This window comes from Agrobacterium sp. FDAARGOS_525 (genome assembly GCF_003938925.1).
Lineage (GTDB): Bacteria > Pseudomonadota > Alphaproteobacteria > Rhizobiales > Rhizobiaceae > Agrobacterium > Agrobacterium pusense.
In genome coordinates this window covers 1,253,844-1,273,349 of the sequence record NZ_RKIU01000003.1, presented here as the reverse complement: position 1 = coordinate 1,273,349, position 19,506 = coordinate 1,253,844, and the positions used below count along the sequence as shown (strand labels likewise).

Annotated in this window: 16 protein-coding genes; 4 read left to right on the top strand and 12 right to left on the bottom strand. The window is 61.3% G+C overall.

Features of this window, described 5'->3' with window-relative positions:
* Positions 1-81 precede the first annotated feature (81 nt).
* The 9 genes from EGT36_RS07345 to EGT36_RS07305 form a co-directional block, all read right to left on the bottom strand.
* Complete coding sequence (locus EGT36_RS07345; protein WP_125270168.1) at positions 82-498, bottom strand: hypothetical protein; 417 nt, start codon at positions 496-498, stop codon at positions 82-84.
* 131 nt (positions 499-629) lie between these two features.
* Positions 630-2,723, bottom strand: a complete 2,094-nt coding sequence (locus EGT36_RS07340) for a ParB/RepB/Spo0J family partition protein (protein WP_125270167.1) — start codon at positions 2,721-2,723, stop codon at positions 630-632.
* 397 nt (positions 2,724-3,120) lie between these two features.
* Positions 3,121-3,942: a hypothetical protein gene (locus EGT36_RS07335; protein WP_125270166.1), complete on the bottom strand. Its 822-nt coding sequence runs from the start codon at positions 3,940-3,942 to the stop codon at positions 3,121-3,123.
* A 77-nt stretch (positions 3,943-4,019) separates the two neighbouring features.
* Positions 4,020-4,823: a hypothetical protein gene (locus tag EGT36_RS07330; RefSeq protein WP_286083741.1), complete on the bottom strand. Its 804-nt coding sequence runs from the start codon at positions 4,821-4,823 to the stop codon at positions 4,020-4,022.
* A gap of 127 nt (positions 4,824-4,950) precedes the next feature.
* Positions 4,951-8,469 (bottom strand): DEAD/DEAH box helicase, encoded by a 3,519-nt coding sequence (locus EGT36_RS07325; protein WP_125270165.1) that lies wholly within the window; start codon positions 8,467-8,469, stop codon positions 4,951-4,953.
* On the bottom strand, positions 8,453-9,232 hold the full coding sequence (locus tag EGT36_RS07320; RefSeq protein WP_125270164.1) for a Hachiman antiphage defense system protein HamA: 780 nt from the start codon (positions 9,230-9,232) through the stop codon (positions 8,453-8,455). Before EGT36_RS07320 ends, EGT36_RS07325 begins: the two co-directional genes overlap by 17 nt.
* 11 nt (positions 9,233-9,243) lie before the next feature.
* Complete coding sequence (locus EGT36_RS07315; protein WP_125270163.1) at positions 9,244-10,047, bottom strand: restriction endonuclease; 804 nt, start codon at positions 10,045-10,047, stop codon at positions 9,244-9,246.
* A gap of 101 nt (positions 10,048-10,148) precedes the next feature.
* Positions 10,149-11,186, bottom strand: a complete 1,038-nt coding sequence (locus tag EGT36_RS07310; RefSeq protein WP_125270162.1) for a nucleotidyl transferase AbiEii/AbiGii toxin family protein — start codon at positions 11,184-11,186, stop codon at positions 10,149-10,151.
* Complete coding sequence (locus EGT36_RS07305) at positions 11,179-11,772, bottom strand: DUF6088 family protein (RefSeq protein WP_125270161.1); 594 nt, start codon at positions 11,770-11,772, stop codon at positions 11,179-11,181. Before EGT36_RS07305 ends, EGT36_RS07310 begins: the two co-directional genes overlap by 8 nt.
* A 169-nt stretch (positions 11,773-11,941) precedes the next feature.
* Between EGT36_RS07305 and EGT36_RS07300 the strand changes: the two genes are divergently transcribed.
* From EGT36_RS07300 to EGT36_RS07290, 3 genes are read left to right on the top strand one after another with little or no spacing between them, the layout of a single operon-like run.
* Positions 11,942-14,014 (top strand): ATP-dependent nuclease, encoded by a 2,073-nt coding sequence (locus EGT36_RS07300; RefSeq protein ID WP_125270160.1) that lies wholly within the window; start codon positions 11,942-11,944, stop codon positions 14,012-14,014.
* The gene (locus EGT36_RS07295; protein ID WP_125270159.1) at positions 14,007-15,773 is read left to right on the top strand and encodes a UvrD-helicase domain-containing protein; all 1,767 of its coding nucleotides are present in this window, start codon (positions 14,007-14,009) and stop codon (positions 15,771-15,773) included. Before EGT36_RS07300 ends, EGT36_RS07295 begins: the two co-directional genes overlap by 8 nt.
* Positions 15,770-16,336 carry a hypothetical protein gene (locus tag EGT36_RS07290; RefSeq protein WP_125270158.1) on the top strand — a complete coding sequence of 189 codons (567 nt, stop codon included), beginning with the start codon at positions 15,770-15,772 and terminating at the stop codon, positions 16,334-16,336. The genes EGT36_RS07295 and EGT36_RS07290 overlap by 4 nt, the downstream gene beginning before the upstream one ends.
* A 366-nt stretch (positions 16,337-16,702) precedes the next feature.
* Here EGT36_RS07290 and EGT36_RS07285 read toward each other — a convergent pair whose 3' ends face one another.
* Both EGT36_RS07285 and EGT36_RS07280 read right to left on the bottom strand, forming a co-directional pair.
* Positions 16,703-17,191 (bottom strand): hypothetical protein, encoded by a 489-nt coding sequence (locus EGT36_RS07285; RefSeq protein WP_006699713.1) that lies wholly within the window; start codon positions 17,189-17,191, stop codon positions 16,703-16,705.
* Between the two features lie 139 nt (positions 17,192-17,330).
* The gene (locus tag EGT36_RS07280; RefSeq protein ID WP_022555470.1) at positions 17,331-17,909 is read right to left on the bottom strand and encodes a TetR/AcrR family transcriptional regulator; all 579 of its coding nucleotides are present in this window, start codon (positions 17,907-17,909) and stop codon (positions 17,331-17,333) included.
* Between the two features lie 418 nt (positions 17,910-18,327).
* Between EGT36_RS07280 and EGT36_RS07275 the strand changes: the two genes are divergently transcribed.
* Positions 18,328-19,044, top strand: a complete 717-nt coding sequence (locus tag EGT36_RS07275) for a 2'-5' RNA ligase family protein (RefSeq protein WP_045533020.1) — start codon at positions 18,328-18,330, stop codon at positions 19,042-19,044.
* Between the two features lie 169 nt (positions 19,045-19,213).
* Here the strand turns inward: EGT36_RS07275 and EGT36_RS30435 are convergent, their stop codons facing one another.
* Entirely contained in the window at positions 19,214-19,381 is a 168-nt protein-coding gene (locus EGT36_RS30435) for a hypothetical protein (RefSeq protein WP_003503889.1), read from the bottom strand.
* Positions 19,382-19,506: the final 125 nt, after the last annotated feature.

Below are 19,506 nucleotides of genomic sequence, written 5' to 3'. Positions count from 1 at the left end.
TCGGTCGAATGCAATGTAAGGAATATTCCTTACGATGTCAAGAATTGGCCGTTGCCTTGCTCTGCCAGCCGGTTTCGCGCCTTATCTGGCAGGCTGGCCCATGCCGCCCGCGAGCCGCATCAGGGCGGACACAAAGACGAAGGCCCCGCCAAGGATGCAGAAGATTTGCCGCCAGATTTCGGAGGGCACGGATTCCTTGGTGACGCCATGGACCAGCGCATATCCTGCGACGGCGGCGGGCGCGGCGAAGACCAGCGCCACGATCAGGCGCAGGATCGGTGAGCGCAGCGTGTCGAACAGCAGCGCGAGAACGCCGAAGGCGGCGACGGCGGCGACGAAGCCGACAAGGCCCGCCCCGATGAAGCCCGCGCCGGTATGATAGGCGAACTGCGCGGCGGTGACGCCGAGCATGAAGGGCAAGGCATAGACGGCGAGCGTATAGGCCAGGACGCAAAGCCCGGCGATCAACACGACGCTCATCAGCATGACGGCAACCATGGTTCTCCTCCTTCACGGTGGTTCCGGCCGTGGCGACGGTCGAGGTGATCGGGCCGCGCGACTGCGCGGCCCGCGATTTTTCCGGGCGGGAAGAAAGCCGGGGCCGCTTGCGCGCCCCCGGCCTGCCTTCCTCATTCCGCTGCGATGGCGAAATGGTCATCATGGGCTTCCTGCGCGGGGGCGGGTTCGACGGTATCGAGGGCGACCGTCTCGGCCTGCTGGTCGAACCATGCGGGACGCGCGGTGCGCAGCACGGGCGGAAGCCAGCCGGTCCCGGCCAGAAGCTGCTCGGCGGCTTCGGCCATCTCCGTCTTCTTCTTGTCCGCGATCCGCTCCGCTGCCTCGTCGCCAAGGGCCTCGCGCACGGCGGCGAGGATATGGGCCTTGGTGATGCGCCCGAAATAGCTGCGCACGGTCGGCGTCCAATGTGCGGTCATGTCGAGCGTCACCGCCGTCGCCAGCTTGTCCGCCGTCTCATGGGCGCGGCGCTTGCTGCTCTCCCACGACAGCTTCACCGCATTGACGGTCAGCGAGGCGCAATGCGCCAGCAAAGCCATCAGGCTCGCATGGTCCAGACCGGCAACGAAGCCCCAAAGGTCCGCCACGTCGCGCGGCATATCCGCCGCCCATCCGGCATGACGGTCGTTCAGCATCTTCGCCGCCGCCGTGTCCTCGATGCCGTCCGCGTGGGCGGCGAGGTAATTGCTGGTCGGGCTGATTTCGAGGCAATGGGCCGTGCTGCCGCCCCGATAGTAGGTCTGCGCGGCGAGCGTATGGACCACGGCGATCAACGCCATATCCGGTTGCTCGCCAAGGGCGAGGCGCAGGCCAAGGGTGCGATGCGCGGTCAGGTCGCGGATGAGGGAATCGGGCAGCGGCTTGCCAGCATCCCCGGCGTCTTCTTCCGGTTCGGCTTCGGAGAGGTCATCGCCTTCGCCGTCCTCGCCGTCACCGTCGAGGATTTCACCGTCACCGTTGACGCGCACACCGTCGATGACGGTTTCGCCGCTCTCGGTTTCCTCCGGTTCCGCCTCCGGTGCCTCGTCCTCGGCGCGGATGAAACCGCGCTCGATCCGCACGTCGCCGTCATGGGCGACGACGACGAACACGCCGCCGCGCGCGATGTCGTCGGGATCGTAGGCATGACGCTTGGCGTCGATCCGCTCGATTTCGGCTTCAAGCTCCGCGAGCCGCGTTTCCACCTCGGCCGGGAGGTCGATATCGGCATCCTCCCATTCCGCGTTCAGAGCTTCAAGCTCGTCCTGCGCCGCGTCGTAGGCAATCGCGTCGGCCTCGGAAAGCTCCACCGGATGCCGATAGACACGGCGCATTCCGTGCGCGTGAGGGAAGTCCAGATAGGCGGCGGTCCACTTCCAGCCCTCGGCCTGCTGCACGTCGGCGGCGATCCGTTCCAGCTTCTCCACGGCAAGCCGGTCCAGCAAGGCCGGGTCTTCAAAGAAACCGCCGCGATCCTCGGTGAACAGGTCGCGGATGATGGTGCCGCCTGCCTCGGTATAGGATTGCGCGCCGACGAAGACCGCGCAGCGATCCGTCGCCGCGACGTTCATCTTGGTCAGGTCGCGCCGGATGATCGACGGATCGCGGTTATAGGACAGGTTCTCATAGACGTGTTCCTGCCGGGCGTGGTCGTCGGTGATGGCGAAGGCCATCAACTGATCCAAGGTCAGGTCGCCATCGCGATAGACCTGCAACAGCTTCGGGCTGACAGCGCCGAGACGCATCCGCTGCTTGACGACATGGGCGGTCACGCCGAACCGGGCGGCGATTTCCTCCGCGCCCCATCCCCGATCCTCCGAAAGCTCGCGGAAGCGCTCGAACTGGTCGGCGGGGTGGAGGTCTTCGCGTGTGACGTTCTCGTCGAGGCTGATCTCGGCGGCGTCGTTCGCCGTGTCGATGACGCAGCGGATGAGGTCGGTCTTCTTGATTTCCTTGCGCTTGACGCGGAGCATCTGCGCCAGCCTGCGGCCTTCCCCGATGCTGACGAGATAGAAGCCGGTCGGCTCGCCCGCCGCGTCGGTTTCCGGCTCCACCACCAGATTTTGCAGGATACCCTTGGCGGCGATGCTCGCCGCCTTCGCCTCGATAGACGCTTCGCTGTGCGGGGTCTTGCGGGCATTCCTCGGATGCTTCTTGAGCTTGTTGAGCGGGATGAAGACGGTCGTGCCCTGTTCGACGGTCGGGGCGGTGTTGTCAGTCGTGGTCATGGTCTTTCTCCTATGGGCTTGGGTTGAAGCGCAGCGCTGCGCTGCAACCTTGCCCGTCGGCGAGACCGGGGGGCGCAAGGTGCAAGGGCGACCGGGCCGGAGGGGGATCACCCGGCCTGCACAAGCGGTTCGAAGCTCTTGGCGAGAGTGAGAAACACGCATCCGCGCGGAAGGCTGGGGAGACCGTCCCGATCGAGCGCCAGCGATCCCTTGCGCCGCGCCAGGGGGCGGAGCCCCCAAGCAACCGGCCCGGCCAGAGTGGAGCGGCGGCCGGGCGAAAGGACGGGATCAGGATATGAAGGCCAATGGGCCTGGCCTCCGTGAATCCTGATCGCCTTTAGGTTTCACTTAGAAGGAAGCGGCCTCCATCCGTTACGGCAAAGCCCCGTCCGCACTCTCACTCTTGCGGGCTGTCGGCATTCCCGAACAATACCTTGCTCTGCTCCGCGACAAGCTTCTGAAACTCGGCGTAACAGGCTGACAGGCGGACGCACTGGATTTTAAGTTCCTGGACAACCGCGTCCAGTTTAAGCGGCGGCGAGCCGCCGATTCCGTAGGAGGGCGTTATTTCGCTCTTTGCCCACAGGCGCTTGATTGATTGGGATAGCCCAAGTTCGACCCGTGGCGTGAACCTGTGGGTGTACTTACTCCGGAAATCGTCCGTGGCGGACTTGAAGTCGCCCATGTCGACGGTGTTTAGCGCCCGGTTCAATTTCTTCCATGAGCGCCAAGGCTTTGCGGCCTTGACCGCCACCTCTTCCTTGATGCCCCAATCCTCCGGCAGAGCGGAAAGATCGTCCGCCCACTCGCTTCCTTGGGAAACCCGGTTCGCCTGATGGGACAGATGCGCGACCGCAAAGAAGAACCGGGCCTTGAGCGTGTATGGGCTGAGCAGCGCCGTTGAAGCCAGATCCTGCACGAACTCATGCAGCAATTGGTTCGTCTGCTCGACATCAAGCGCTTCGATGACGCTGCCCCATGCTTCCAGACGCATGGTGAGGCTGATCAGGTGATTGATCCCGTTTGCAAGGTCGCGTGCGGCATCATCCGCGAGATCGCGATAGGCCATTCGCTGAAGGCCGAACTCGCTATCCAGCCGGACTGTCTGGGGCGGCTTGAACCAGCCATAGGGCATGAAGGGCGTAAATGCCTCGGCTGCTCTGCAAGCCTTGCGGTACTCGACATATTTCGAGGCGAGAAAATCGTCTTCCTGTTCCATCGTAATTTTACGCCTGCGTCCCCACAGAAGGGGGCGGTCGAGACTTCGACTCGGCCGCGGGGGAAGGCTTTCCTCCTTCACTCGACTCCGTGTTCATGCCTGTCCTCGATGGGAACAGGGATGAGGTCCAGCGGTCCCCAACCGCGCAAACGCAATTGCTTGAAGTCTTGACTGGAGAGATCGACCGCGATTTCCGTAGTGAACGGACCGACATAGGTACTGGCGTCGAAATCTCTGAAATTGATGCCCGCGGCGTTCATTGCCTTGAACACCCTGCAAATGGCCGAGACACAAATCGGCACGAGATCGAGATAGGTTTGGTCGTCAGGGTATCGGTGCTGGGAACGAAATTTACGGATCGCTGGAAGCCCGAGCTGCGAGTCGATCAACGAAAATCGTGCGGTGGCCGTCGCGCCCCTCACAAAGGTATCGAGATATGGCGATGCGCGTGAAGGATCGAGCCGCGCGTCCAGGTCGTCCAATCGTACATGGTGGGACATTCGGACCGGAGCACCGTGCAGCGTGGGGTGGCTTGCGAGCAAAAAGGAGGCGCCGAGCCAGCGTTCCACGCCACCTCTATCGAGGTGCAGGCGTCGCTGAAGGCTTCGAAACAACGGGTGGTCGCGGTGATGGATCGCGTTTCGTACTGCGATCACAAGGGCCGTGTCCCCGTGGTCGAAATACGGAAAGAGATGCTTCGATACATCATAGAGTGTATGAAAGCTCTCAAGCATCATTTCAAAAGAGCGATCGATATTGTCAATCGCTTCTTCTGGGTCGATCTTGAATAGATCGCCGAAGCGCATATGCGCTTCACCGTAAATTCTCATAGTATTTGCGAGTCTGCTGATCGCATTCTCGATGATTTGACTGCTATCCAACGGCTTGTCCTGGCGCGGCGCGCGGTTCGTCAGGCGTCTGGCCCGATCTTTGGGGATCTTGAAAATATCGCGTGCCGAAGCTCGATCTCCGATCCGGCTGTGCGGGTGAGGGCCTTTTTTTCACGAGCTAGGTGGTCCACAAATCGTCGGGACCGAGGTAGCTCAAGTCGAGCTGGGCGACGTTCAGAGCCACGTTCGTTCGTACGAGACCGCGTCGATTGGGGTTGAGCGGATGTAACAGCAGTCCGATTGCATGCCCGTCGGGCGCTAGAACCAGCGGCTGTCCGTTCCGATGAAAGAGGCTGACTGGCGTGCCCGGAGGCGCGGGCGCAGCGAACCACTGAACATTTCCAAGATAGTCTCGCCGTGCCCAGGTCCGGTTATTCGCCGGTGCGAACTCCTGGATGAATTCGAGCCATAAGGCCCGCGTCTCGGCGGTCGGCCAGTCGGGTTGCGCCGACCAGACCGCGAGACCCGGAGAGCGCAACCATGCGCGCAATTCCGCGCCGGTGTTAAAGGTGGCGGCTGTGTCGGTGACGGCTTTGATAGCCGCGAGCCGTGAATTGAACCCCGCCTGGATCAGAATCGAGGCGGATCGGTTCATCGTCCCCGTTTCGACAGCGGGCACAGCCAGGGCAAGCTCATGGTCGTCCAGAGCCAGTTCGAATATACCGACGACGTCGCCATTGGCCGCGGCACGAACGCGCAAGGCCTCCATGCCCCAAGGCAGGCGATAAACCAGGCCGCCCTCGATAAATTGTAAGGCTTCGGCTTCCTGCCCGGCGACGATCGCGGCCAATGGCTGCCCGAGTAGCCAGCATCTAAGGATGTCGCGCCAATTCGCCGGGAATGGGTCCGGCTCAAATGGGTAGAAGGTGAACACGCGCTCGGCGATACCGGTGATCGCAGTGATTGCCGCCTCATGGTCCGAGGCCGCGAGCGCCGCGTTTGCGTGTATGAGAAGGAGGTTTGCTTCAGGCGCAACTGCGTCCAGCGCATGTCCCGCTTTGAGGCCGAGCCCGGCCAAGAAGTAGCCGCGCCGCCTGGCGGCGGTCGAATTCGCCCAGATATACCGGCTCCGCGTCAGTAGAGTGGTGCGATAGGCAGCGCGTGATGCGTCGTCGACGCGCAGTAGGCGGCGTTGCCAGAGCGAAGATTGAAGGATGTTGTCGAGTGCGGCCTCGATCTGGTTATCGGGCACGTCGGCCTCGCCGATGAGGCTGAGAATCGCAGTGTCGAGCGTCGCCATATGACGCTCCCACTCTTTCATCGCCCGCTCACGCTTGTCGGCCTTTTCGCCGGCAACCTCGGGGAAGGTCCACGCTGCGGCATTGTTGACGACGTAGGCCATCAACTGGTCGAGGTTGCCGCCAAGCCGCGCGTGCATGCGGCTGAGCAGCGAGAGGATGAGCTGAATGAGCCCGCTTTCCATCTCGCGAGCACCGAGGTCCTCGATCAGCCCGACCCATTCGTCGTGCTTTTTGTTCTTCGCGTCCTCAAAGATGGGATAGAGGACAAGGCCTTCGACATCGACATAGGCTCGGCCGGCGCGGCCGATGACGTTCTTGAATTCGGAGACCTTGATCTTCTCGCCGTGCCGGTAGAGCGAGTGCATGATGACCGCGGTCGCCGAGAGATTGAGGCCCTGCGCCAGTGTCGGCGATGAGATCGTGACCTTGAGCACACCGTCACGCAGTAGGCGCTCGACTTCCTTGCGATAGGCGGTAGGCAAGGCGCCATGGTGAAGCGCCACACCAAGTCGAAGGCATTTCAGGATGTCGCTGTCCGGCCCTAGCCATTCTTCACCGAGCGCGATGGCGGTCTGCAGGGTTGCCGGATTGACCGTGAGCAAGGACGCGAGTGCGCCGCGCGAGTGCAAGTCAACGATGACCTTGGCAAAGGGTTCGACGCTTCGGCGCTCCGGGCAATAGATCAGAACGGTCTGGCCGTCGCTGACGAGACGCCATGCGGTAGCAAGGCTCAATTCCTGCTGGTTATCCGGGAATAGCCTGGTGCGAAGCTTTTTCGGCGGCACGAACAGCGGCGGTGCCGCGCCGGTGAGAAATCGGGGCACGAAGGGCTTTTCCTCGCCAACGCGAAGATTGAGGCGCGCTGCCGGCGAGTTCCAGATGACCTCGCCGAAGCGCAAGCGCGTCGGGCGCCAATCGTGTTTGATGGGACCTCCCGGTTGATCGCGCCGCAGCCACGCCGAGAAGTCTTCCATTTGATCGCCGTCGGGAAGAATTGCGGACAGGCAGACAATGCGGCGTTGATCGGCGTCCTGACGACGCAGGAGGCGCTGAATCTGGACCTCGTATCGAACTTCGCGTTCGCCGGGACCGATCATATGGCCTTCGTCGAACACGAGCAGGCCCACATCGTCGAGCAGCGACGGATCGTTCCTCAAGGCGAAATCGAGCTTCTCGGGAGTCGCGACGACGATGTCACGCTCGCGTATGGCATCCTCATCGAAGCCGGACACGCCGATGCTGCCGTAGAGGGCGGAGATGGTCTTGCCGAGCGGCCCGAAGGTGCGTTGAAACGTGGTTTCCGTTTGCGCCGACAGGGCGCGAAGCGGGGTCACGAACATGACGCGCCGCCCGCCGGCCAAGCATCTCAGAATGGACAATTCGGCGATGCGAGTCTTGCCGGCACTGGTCGGCAGCGAAACGACGAGGTTGTCGGTCTGATCGACAGCGCGCGACGCCGCCTCGGTCTGTGACGGCCACAGGTCGACCTCCGCCCTTGGGCGGCGAGCGAGCAAGGCGATGAAGAGTTCGCGGAGGCCTGGCCATGACGGAGCAGCGCCGCCGCCGGGAAGCAGCGGGACCTTTTCGTGGAAGGTGTTCGACCAGAGATCGGAAAGCAGATGAATGGCGACTCGATGCACCCACCATTGCGGCAGAAGATTCAATTCCGCGCAGATGTCGAGACTTTCGCGAAGTTGGCCGATCGCTCTGTCAAGAAGCGCACGCTCGCCTCGGTCCAGTGCGAGAAGGAACATCGCGAAGGCGCCGTAAAAGGTGTCCGTCAGCGCCAGATCCAGCCCCTCGAAGAGGAAGTCCTGGCCATCACGGTCCTCTGCATCGGCCGCTGGCTCGGCGAGGCGCTGCTGAAAGAGCGCGGCAATGGTTGCGTCCGAACCTCGGCCGTCCAGCCGGAAGGCGTATACTCGTGCCCTCAGCGCGGTGATGTCTCGGCGCATCAACAGCGCGAGTGCCTGCTCGATCGGGGAAAAATTCTCCTTGGCCGCGACGACCGCAAGGAGTGAATAGGCGCGAGCTGATAGATGCGCGAGGTGATAGCTTGCGGCTGCCATGACGAAATGGAAGTCGCGATCCGCCTCGGCACGATTGCCTTTGGCCATAACTGCCTCGAGCGCGGTCGCCGCCTGCTCGAATGCGATACGTGCCTGGTTTGGATCGCCGCCAAGTTCGAGGAGACGCAGCCCCAGCCCAAGCAACCCATAGGCGTAACTATGGAGATCGAAGCTGAGCTGGGGTGAGAAGGCGGGGGCGTCAGGAGGTAAAACACCGTCACGCCAGATCATGGCGCGCGCCTGGCCCCGCGCGATAAGTCTGCCTCGAAAGCCCGCCGTCGCCGCGTCCGTGATGGCGGCTATGATCGCCTCAGGGTTGGTTGGCATCGGCGATGACCTGAGCGTAGACGGCCCCGACGAAGGCGGCATGGCCGTCTACGTGTAGGCCGATGCCCCATTGTTCAATCGGACCGGGATAGGCCTGCAGAGCCTGTGTCAGCAGTGCCTGCGGGGAGTTTCCTGAGAAGGTGAAGAGGAGATGCTTTACGCTCTCGGGTGGAATGCCGTGCCGATAAAGCGCATCGTCGATCGCGTCGACGAGCGGCATGTCCGTGCCCAGCTCCATCAGTCTGGCCGAGATGAAGGATAGAGAATGCGACGATGGCAGACCGCCATCCTTGTCGAGGCCTGTACGCGCCTCTTCAAGTGTCTTGGCGCGAAGGGCGGCGCGGCTCTTCGCTTCCGTTTTCAGGAAGCGAAGGCGTTGCGTCGCCGGGTCGAGGATCATCCCTATGACGTCATCGCCGCGCATCGCCATGTCGCGGTGATCTCCCCAACGTAGCCGTTTGATGGGCGCGCGATAGCCGCTGTGCGCGTTGATCCATTCGGTGGCGTAAATCTCGCCGAGATCACCCGACCGTATCTGAGGAGTTTGCGGCAGGAGGTCGGTGATCATCTTTGCCGCCCCGGCTTTGCCCAATCGTGCCAGCGCTCTCGCGATTCGTTCTTCAGCGGCGTAGTGAGCGGGCACGGCCGTGGCCGTTACCTGAACGCCAGTTGCCGAGTTCGCCGGTCGGCCCGTCATGACGCGCATGTGGTGATTGCCTATGGGCGTGTCGGAAAAGTCGCACCAATCGTTGAATTGCACCATGCTCCGCCCCCTCAGCTCGGGAGGAGGTCGCGAACGCGAAGGAAGGGCATGCCGGTTTCGGCTGCCCTGCGCACTTTGCGTTCCAGAACCTGGTTGAGAGGTATCTCTCGGTCGAGCATCTCGTAGAGGTCAAGGCCGTCCATGCAGATGACGCGCTTGCCTCGGCCGAAGGCGACGAGGCCGTCTTCGGAAAAGCCGCTATTGCTCACGAATAGACCGCGCGTCCAAGCTGCTTTCTGCTCGATCTTGCCATGGAAGACGTGCAGGTCCGCGACCCCGATTGGCTGACCATGCCATTTGGCTTCCACCAGATACGTCTCGCTACCGAGCTGAAAGCTGCCGTCAATCTGCTCGCCGCGCAGCCGAAACGGCTCCTGTGCGGCAAGACCGAATGCGTCGAACAAGCCCTTGAGGAAACCTTCGAAGGCGAAGCCGCGTGCCTGGGCGGTCAGGGAGGAGACCCGCAGCAGCTCAGACTTGATGCTCGCTATCTTCTGACGATCGACAACGAGCGTAGATGCGGATCGTGCCGGCTTCGGAGGGGCGCCGCCAGAGAGGCGGTTGATCAGTCCCTGATAGCGCGTCTCGGCATTGGCGACGGGGTCGGTGGCGCCGGAGCGGGCAAGATATTCGCTGCGGTGCTCCCAGAGCGCCGTCAGGGCGCGGACAGCGGTCGCGTCGTCACAGGTCTGCAAGAAATAGCGCAGGCGCTTGCCCTTTGAGGCGCCGTTTACCGCGTATTTCGGATCGTCGATGTTGACCTTGAGCTCGGAGACGAAGAAGTCCGAGAAGCTCGGATCGGAAAAATCCAGCACGAAGCCGGGGCCTCGGACGAAGTCGACGAGGTCGTCAATAAGGCGCAGATCAATGGATCGAATCGAACTGATAACTTTTCCCCCCAGCGAACAGCCTTGAGTTAGCTGTTGATCGTTTCTTGTAGCTCGGCAATTTTTGCAAGTATGTCGTCGAATGACGGCGGTGTCTGGTCAAACATCATCGGCGCCATCGCCCGATAATCGGCCCGTAAGTCTTTAACCCGCGCCTCGTCCGGCACCAGCCGGAGCGTGCCTGGCCGAGCCGTTTCGTAGCTTGCCCAGCCCGAGCGGAAGAAGGTGGTTTTGTGCTGTGCGACCTGCGCCAGCAGATCGAGATCGGCAACAGCGGCTCGCCCCTCGTCCGTGTCGAGTAGCATGGAGAGGTCGTAATAGTGCCGCGAGAAATATTGCGGCGTAGGGGATTCTGCAGGGCGATGCGCCTCCGCGTGGAGCGCGGTCCCCTTCTCCCAGAAGGTGCGCCGAGCTGACAGCACGGTCACGCTGGTGTCGGGTTCGACGAAAAAGTCGGGATAGTCGTCGGCCGCATAGGGGCGGATGACCTTCTCTTCGGTCGGCCAGGGATCGCCGCGCGCACCGAGTTCGAGTTTCACGCGTGGAGTGATGTAGGCCATGCCTTCATATTCGGTGGCAGGCAACGCCGTCGGGTACTGGAAGTTGACCGTCTGCGCGTCGGCGGCATCGATCTCTAGCGACCACTCGCCGTTGGCTGGCTCGCCGAGCTGTTCGACGATAGCGGCGCGAAGCGCCGGCAGGAGTTGCTCGGCGATGTGACGCTCGACGTCGCCGACGAGATCGTCGATCAGCTTGGCCGCCTGCTTCCTGCTGAGTCCCTCCTTCTCGGGGTCGCGATCGCCGGTGTAGCCCAGTTCAGCCCGATCGAACGAGAGATCGATGTCCTCCGAGAAGCGACGAATGGCCCCAAACGCCTTAGAGAGCGATGTGCCGCCCTTGAAGACGAGGGTGGCCGTCGTCCCCTTTGGCAGACCGAACACACGCCTGAGGGTCCAGCAGACCCAGAAATCCTTTTCGATGATCGTGTCGGCGACACCCCGGCCGGCACCGGTCTCCCCGAAAAGGGCGGCGCGGTCGTCAGCGGGGAGCAGGGCGACCTTATCCATCGATATCGGCCATCGCTCCGTTGGCGATCGAGACGAGGGTAGGCCGCATCCAGGCCGGAGCCTGAAAGGCGGTCGAAGCCAGTGTCTTCTTGTCGATGGCCGACAGCCGGCGCGCGGCGACTTGCACGACGTCGGCCGCCCGTACAGGGCCGACATGGCGAAGGGCCTGAACGACCGTTCCGGCAGGGCTTCCGGGGGCGATGAGATGCTTGGGCGAGGCGTGACGAATATCAACGACGCGCTTGCCCAGCACGACGCGCCGGGAGGGACCGTCGGTCAGGTAAGTGCTTTGGGCCGGGACCTGTGTCGAAAGGCCAAGTGCGTTCGCCGCCCGCGCGCCGGCGATCTGAACCTGCGAGCCGGTCTCCCGGGCGAGCGCCTTGGCGACGTCGTCGGGAGCGGGAGAGAGCTGGCCGAGCTTCGGATGCAGCTTGGGGAAGTCATAGAGTCCACGGGCGAGGCGGCGAAGCTGACCACTCTTAACTAGCCGGGACAGCGCTTGATCGATGGACGGGCGAGCGGCGACGGCGAGGAAGTCGCTGGGCGTGAAGACGCTGCCGCGCCCGCTTGCGCGGACACGTCTCATCACTCGATCAGGAACGGATGCGGCCGGGGTTTTCATGTGTCAGAAAATAAGCTATCTTTTTCTGACATTCAAGGGGCGCCTTAGGGGCTGTTCATGGGCAGCGGGTAAGTTCCTTTGGGCGCCGAAGATTGGGGCGCCCGAAGACAATTAAAAAACGGGGGGGTGCTCGGTGCGGATCAAGGAAGTTCAAATCGAGAATTTTCGGCTCCTGCGCGATGTCACGGTGGGGTTCGAAGATCGTACCACGTTGATTGTCGGCCGGAACAACAGCGGCAAAACGTCGATTGCAGAGCTGTTCCGGAGACTCCTCGGCGATAAGGTGCCATCGTTCAGGATCGAGGACTTTTCCCTAGGCTGCCACGAGTGCTTCTGGACGGCATTTGAAGCAAGCAACGCGGGGACACCTGCACCCGACATCGTCGAACTCCTCCCATCCATCAAGATTACGATCGACATCACCTACGATATTGACGCCCCCGACCTCGGCCCGTTGAGCGAGTGCATCGTCGATCTCGATCCGGACAGCAGCGACGCAAGGCTTGTTCTTACCTATGGCCCTCGGCCAACCGCACCTGCAGCGCTCTTCACCGATCTCGCCGCCGGCGATGACGTGGCGATCAACCGCCGCAACCTGTTTCGGGCGTTGGGCAGTCGCGTCCAAGCTGCCTACGCGGCATCGCTGGAGGCCGTCGATCCTAATGACCCGACCAATCGAAAGTCGCTGGAGCCGAAAACGCTCACGACGCTCATCCGGGGCGGCTTCATAAACGCGCAGCGGGGCCTGGACGATGACACGCATCGCGAGCGGGACGTTCTGGGGAAGGTCGTGGAGGTACTCTTTCAGTCGGCGCTGACCGATCCCGTCGATCCAGAGAGGCGGACAACGGCCGAGCAGCTTAAGGAGGCCGTGGAGCAAATCCAAGGCGACTTACATGCCGGCTTCAACGCCAAGCTCACCTCACTCCTGCCGACGTTCGACCTGTTCGGCTATCCCGGCCTCTCCGATCCGGGCCTCGTTACCGAGACCAGCTTCGATGTCGAAAAGCTGCTGAACGATCACACCAAGGTTCGCTACGTCGGCGTGAACGGCATGACCCTGCCCGAAACCTACAATGGGCTCGGCGTGCGTAACCTCGTCTATATGCTGCTCCAGTTGTTACGTTTTTTTCGCGAATATCAGGCCACGCCGACCGCGGCCGGGGTGCATCTGATTTTCATCGAAGAGCCGGAGGCGCACCTGCATCCTCAGATGCAGGAGGTCTTCATCCGGCAGCTCGATCAGATCACCAGCGCCTTCGTCGCTCAGCTCAACGAGAACCGGCCGTGGCCGGTCCAGTTCGTCGTCACCACCCACTCTCCCCACATGGCGAATGAAGCGCGCTTTGAGGCCATGCGCTATTTCCTCTCAGTACCAGATGGGGAAGGCATGCGCCGTTCGGTCGTCAAGGATTTGCGTAAGGGCATGGGTGGCGCGACCGAGCCCGATCGTGAATTTCTGCATCAGTATTTGACGCTGACGCGGTGTGATCTGTTCTTCGCCGACAAGGCGGTCCTTATCGAGGGCACGGCAGAGCGGATTTTGCTTCCCGCAATGATCCGCAAGACGGACAGCGCCGCCACTGGTCAACCGCAGCTCGGCAGCCAGTATCTCACGGTGATGGAGGTCGGCGGCGCCTATGCCCACCGCTTCTTCGATCTTCTGTCCTTCCTCGAATTGCGTACCCTCATCATCACCGACATCGACGCGGTGAAGCCGAACGATGGCGGGAAGCGTGTCGCCGTGCCTGTTGCGGAGGGCGCGTTCACCAGCAACGGGTGCTTGAAGGCCTTGTTCGGCGACGACGTCTCGCCGGAGGCTCTGTTGGGAAAGACTGCGGCCGAAAAGACAACTGGCATTCGGCGCATCGCCTTTCAGATTCCAGAGGCCCAGGACGGACCGTGTGGCCGCAGCTTCGAGGACGCCTTCATCCTGGCCAACCCTGCGCGCTTTCCCCTTGGTGATGGCGATCGCGCGCTTGCGGCCTATGCGCTCGCCGGTGATCAGAAGAAATCTACGTTCGCGCTAGAGCACGCGATCGAGCACATCGAATGGAATGTTCCCCGATATATTGCCGAGGGACTGCGCTGGCTGGCGGAAGGCAATCCCGCCCCCGCGGAGCCGGCTCCGCCAGTCGCGGTAGAGATCGTTGCTGACGCCGCGGGCGTCGCGGTGAACGTGGCCGAGGTTGGCGACAATGGCTGAGGAAGCGGAAAGTCCCGCAGACGCCGCCGGACGCGTCGCCCTTGAGCGGATGTTTGCCTGTCTCGATGAGGGGCGCAGCTTTCGTCTGGAGGCAGGCGCTGGCGCTGGAAAGACCTACTCCCTCGACAAGGCGCTTCGTCGCCTGATCGACCGCCGGGGCGCCGAGCTTCTTCGTCGCGGCCAGCAAGTCGGCTGCATCACCTACACCAACGTCGCCAAGGATGAGATCATCTCCCGCATCCAGGCTCATCCGGCGGTGCGTCCCGAGACGATCCACGGCTTCTGCTGGTCCACCCTTCAGGACTTTCAATCGATGCTCCGCACACTTGTGCCAGCTCTTGACGGCTGGGCCGAGCGTCTCGAACCTGTTGGCGGCATTGGAGCACGCCGCGTCCATTACGAGCTGGGATACCCCAGCGTCGGCGACCAGCAGGTGACGCTTCGGCATGAAGACGTTCTGACGCTGATGATGCAGGCGCTTGACTATCCGAAGTTCCGATCGGTCCTGACGGCGCGTTATCCCATCCTGCTCATCGACGAATATCAGGACACTGACGCCGGTTTCGTCGATGCGATCAAGGTCTGGTTTCTGGACACGGGCCAAGGTCCGCAGCTCGGCCTGTTCGGCGATCACTGGCAGAAGATCTATGGCGAGGGCTGCGGCCTGGTCGAGCACGCAGCGCTGGAAGTGATCGACAAGAACGCGAATTTCCGATCCACCGATCCAATCGTCCAGGTTCTCAATCGAATGCGGCCGGCGCTGCCGCAAATGGTGCGTGATCCTGCGATGCCGGGCGAAGCGCGCGTGTTTCACACCAATCTCTGGCCCGGCGTCAGGCGAACCGGGCAAGGCGGCGGGCACTGGACCGGTGATACAAGCCCCGAGGCGGCCAAGGCGTATTTCGCGCACATCAAGCATAGACTTGCGGCCGACGGCTGGGACCTCGGGGTCGGGAAAACCAAGATTCTCATGCTCAGCCACAGCGTCCTTGCGCGCGAGCAGGGCTATGCGAGCATCCCGCCGATCTATGGCCAGTTTAATGATCCCTGGCTGAAGAAGGACGATCCCCACATCAAATTTCTGGCCGACCATTTGGAGCCGGCTTGCGCCGCCTTCGAGGCGAAGCGTTACGGCGAAATGTTTGGATGCTTCGGAACCGGGATGCCCAAAATCCACAAGCACGCGGACAAGGTGTCATGGACGGAGGCTATGACCGCACTGATCGCGCTGCGAACATCGGGGACGATCGGCGAGGTTGTCGATTTCATCGCCGCTCAGCCGCACATGCGCCTACCCGAGCCTGTGGAAGAAGCGGAACGACGACTGGCCGACGCCGGCCCTGAGGCGATGGACGGGGAGTCCCGCCGCGTCACCCGGCTTCGGAAGTTGCGTGCGGTCCCCTACACGGAGCTGATCGCCCTCGACCAGTTCATCGACGGACACACACCCTTCGCCACCAAGCACGGCGTGAAGGGCGCGGAGTTCGAGAATGTGTTGGTGATCGTCGGTCGTGGGTGGAACAAATATAATTTCGGCCAGATGCTCGAATGGATCGAGCCTGGTCCGCCCGCCGACAAGATTGAGTTCTTCGAGAACAACCGCAATCTGTTCTATGTGGCATGCTCGCGGCCGAAGATCCGCCTAGCGATCTTGTTTACGCAGCTGCTCAGTGCAGACGCGATGGCGCGGCTCACAGCTTGGTTCGGGGCCGACAACATTGTCGCCTTGCCGGCTGACCCCGCGGCAGTGCCTGCATGAGCCTGGACCTGCTCGACTTTGCCGGCATTGAGGAGGCTGACGCTCAGCATGTTCGAGCCGCGATCCAGCGTGGCGACAACTTCCACGGCTACATCCCTTCGGAGGCGCTCCATTTCATTGTGCGCAATTATCAGGCGCTTGGCCGGTTGCAGGTTTTGGAGCCGGCATGGCTCGATTGCTATGTCCACTCGTCGCACTTCAGCGCCTATGGGGTCGAGACGATCAAGGCGATCTTCGATGCTTGTGATCGGCAGCGGCTGCGCACGCTCAAGCCTCTAACGCAGATCACCGGCGACCGCGCGACGCTGTTTCGAGGATGCGCAGGGCCCGTCCACACACTGGGAATGTCGTGGACCTCCTCTCTCGATAAGGCGATCTGGTATGCTGCTCATCACGCCTCATACTACGATCTCCCCGATTATGCGGTTTACGTCACCACCATCTCGGTCAGCGAAATCTATTGCTGCTTGGACCACTACGACCACGACTGTATCGCCCATCCGAGCTCAGCATGGCGTGTGGATGTTCCGGCTGAAGAGTTCCGATTAGACAGACCTCGTTGACGACGCCGCGGACCGGGGCCGGTATGTTCGCGTATGAGAGAAGACTCTGCTATTGAAGTGACGGTACTTTCTGAAGGTTGCGAGTGGAGCACGGCTTGGTCTGCGGCGACCCTTGGGAACCCAATCGGCAGCGATAGATGCCGAAACCACGCGAAAAAATTTGCAACGGAATTTCCTTTTAAAATCAACACCGTAAGATTTTGACGGTCCGAGCGTCGGCTTTCGATGCTGCGGATAAGAAAAAACCCAGTTAGATCAATGACCTAACTGGGCGAAAAACAATTGAGTGGGAATAGGACCATACTCGATACGGTGAGGTTGCTGCCGCAACGCCACCGTATCTAAGGAAGAAAGACGACGCCGCGACTAGTTCGCGGCGTTTTTGTTTTGTCGGATGAGATAGATCATCTGGGCAGTCAGGCCGACCACGAGGATCGCCAGCAATCCTGCCTGGGCGCCGAGAAGCAGCGGCGATTTCAGGTCTGTCACTATCGGATGACCGTCGGGAACACGGCGCAGAATTTCACTCACCGTCGGGACCATCAACAGAAACGCGGTAATGCTGAGACAGATGGTTTCAATATATCTGGCGATACGCGTTGAACCCAGAACGCGTTCGATACCGTAGCCTGCAAGCAGGAACAGGATGGTCAGGACGCCAACGACGTAGCTGATTGGCTGATGCGCCACAAGAAAGACAGTTGCAGCGCCAATCAGCATGGACACAAAGTAGATTGCCCCGGGCGTGGATCGGGGGACGATGCGACCGTAACGGGTAAACATGAAAATGGCCGCGGGAATGGCGGGCAGACTGCCGAGCGTGTGGATCCAGCCAAGCGAAGAAATACCGAACATGCGAAATTGCCTTTCTCTTCCTGAAAGATGGGGTGGTCCGGAACGCAGATTGTCGCCGGCATGTCTGCCAGAGCAGCGTCATTAGTTGATCGGTCGGTCTCGTTTGGGTCATGCGTCGACGCCCCTCGCAAGATGCAGTTCAAGCGGTGATGCGCTCCAGCATCGGGCGGGTTATGGCGCCAAAGCTTGTGGCATCGCCATGTGCGCGCGCTGAGAGCATTGCGCCGTGCACGGTGGCCATGAACATCTCAGCATTGACCCGCGCTGTGCCGGTTAGTGCAAGGCGCCCCTGGGAAGCGCCGCGCTCCAGCACGGCTGTAAGCCAGTCCGAGAGACTCCGAAAATGCGCACGCACCTCGAGAACGACCGCTTCGGGAAGAATCGGTATTTCGCCGGCAAGCAGCGCACAGACGCAGAAGGGATGGGTTGCATCGGCGATGCAGCGCTCCCAATAGCCGATATAGGCGCGAAGCTGCTCCAGCGGATCTGGAATGTGCTGCTCCAGCGCGGCGATACCGGCTTCGGCCTCGTGCCTGTACTGTGACACCAGTTTCGCGACCAAGTCCGCCTTGCTGGGAAAATGGTGATGGATACTCGCGTTGCGAATGCCGACTACATGGGAAATATCGGCATAGCTAAAACTATTATAGCCCCCTCTCACAATCAGGGTCCGGGCGCACTGGAGAATGTCATCGGCTTTGGTTTTAGAGCTTTTCATGCTTTTACCTACCAACTAGTAGGTAGAATGTCAAACACGTTTTTCGCAGTGAATAAGCTCCGGCGATGGGATCCGGACGAGGATCGACCCCGACGATCACAGGCGGAGAACCATAAAAGAAAGGCATGCCCTCAGCCATTGCCCCGTCATTGCCTGGCCCCCATCGACATGCCACTCGCATTGGCTTGTTGGTTGGCCCTGCTTCCCGCCACCTTGGCTAGCGGAATGCTGGTCCCGCGGACCAGCTGGGAAGATCGTATGCTCCAGACAGAGTTGCCGGGTCATACGGATTGCGTTCGCGAAAGGCCGTATCGGATATTGCCCCGCATATGGTGAAGTTTTGTTCGCTTTTTGTTCTTCCAATTTTCCTCGGCGATGATAATATTGCGGCCTTGAGCAAAGGCCGTGGAGCATCGTCGTGAGTTTCGAGTTGACGGATAATGGAGGGTCAGGGCAGCTTTTCCTCGAAGGATTCGATCTGGAGAAGCAGCGACGGGTCAATCCGCGATTTGGCAACAAGGTCTTAATCGTGCTGAAGCCGCCCGTGGCCTTGGCGGAGAGAATTTTCACCGATGCATCGTGCCATGCCGCCGGGCGGACGAAGCGGGCGGCCCATCCAGCCGAGCTTCTGCATATCACCCTCCTTTGCGTCGGGTGTTTCGACACCGTGCCTCGCGGTTTTGCAAACCGGCTGAAGGCGGCACTGGGGGAAATAAGGGCGCGTCCCGTTCCGATTACGTTCGATGGCAGCTCGCTTTTCGGCAATCGCAGCTGTCTGGCGCTAAGCAGCCGCCGCGAGATGCTGGAGCTCAGAGCATTGGCGAAGATGGTGCAGCGCGCGCTTTGGCGGGCCAATCTGCCCTTTGTCGCCGCATCGTCGTTCACGCCGCATCTCACCGTGGTCTATGGCTGCGGGAAAATCGACATCATGCCTGTTGAAAAACCATATAGCTGGCTGGCGGGCAGCTTCGAACTCATCTTCAGCCATAATGGAGAGACGCGGCACGAATCTCTCGGGCGCTTCCCGCTTTCGGCGAAAGCGGACCGCTATGAGCAGCCGGAAAGTCAATTATATCTGCCGGAAAAAATATTCAGGCCGCAGAAGCGGTCGGCGCACAAGATGGCGGCGCGATAACGCTTGCGTGAAAAAGCACGGCATACATGCCTAGCATTAGCTGCCCCACTGCTGTTAGACGCAGAGGATGCGCCAGCAAAAGCGCAGTTTGTAGCGCCCGCCGAGAACCGGGTGTTCCGGTATCTGGCGCGAACGAGGCGGTGCCGCCTCGCCGGGAACAATAACCAGCTTAGAGCTGAACCTTGTCGAATGCCTTGCCATCGATGCCGAGCGCTTCGAGATCGGCACGGGCGGGCTTGCGATGCGCGCGAACAGCGGCCGAAACCGAGAGCGCTGCACCGAGAACGGCGAAAGTTTCACCGAAGAAGTTACGCGATGTCTTTGCAACCTGACGCATTTTTCTCTCCATCTTTGATGCCCAGATAATGGGCATTTCCGCACCGTTCTACAACTCACGATGTAGCAGGGAAGCCATGCAGCTTTGCTCGCGCTCGTTCGGATATCAGCCATTGCGATTTCGCA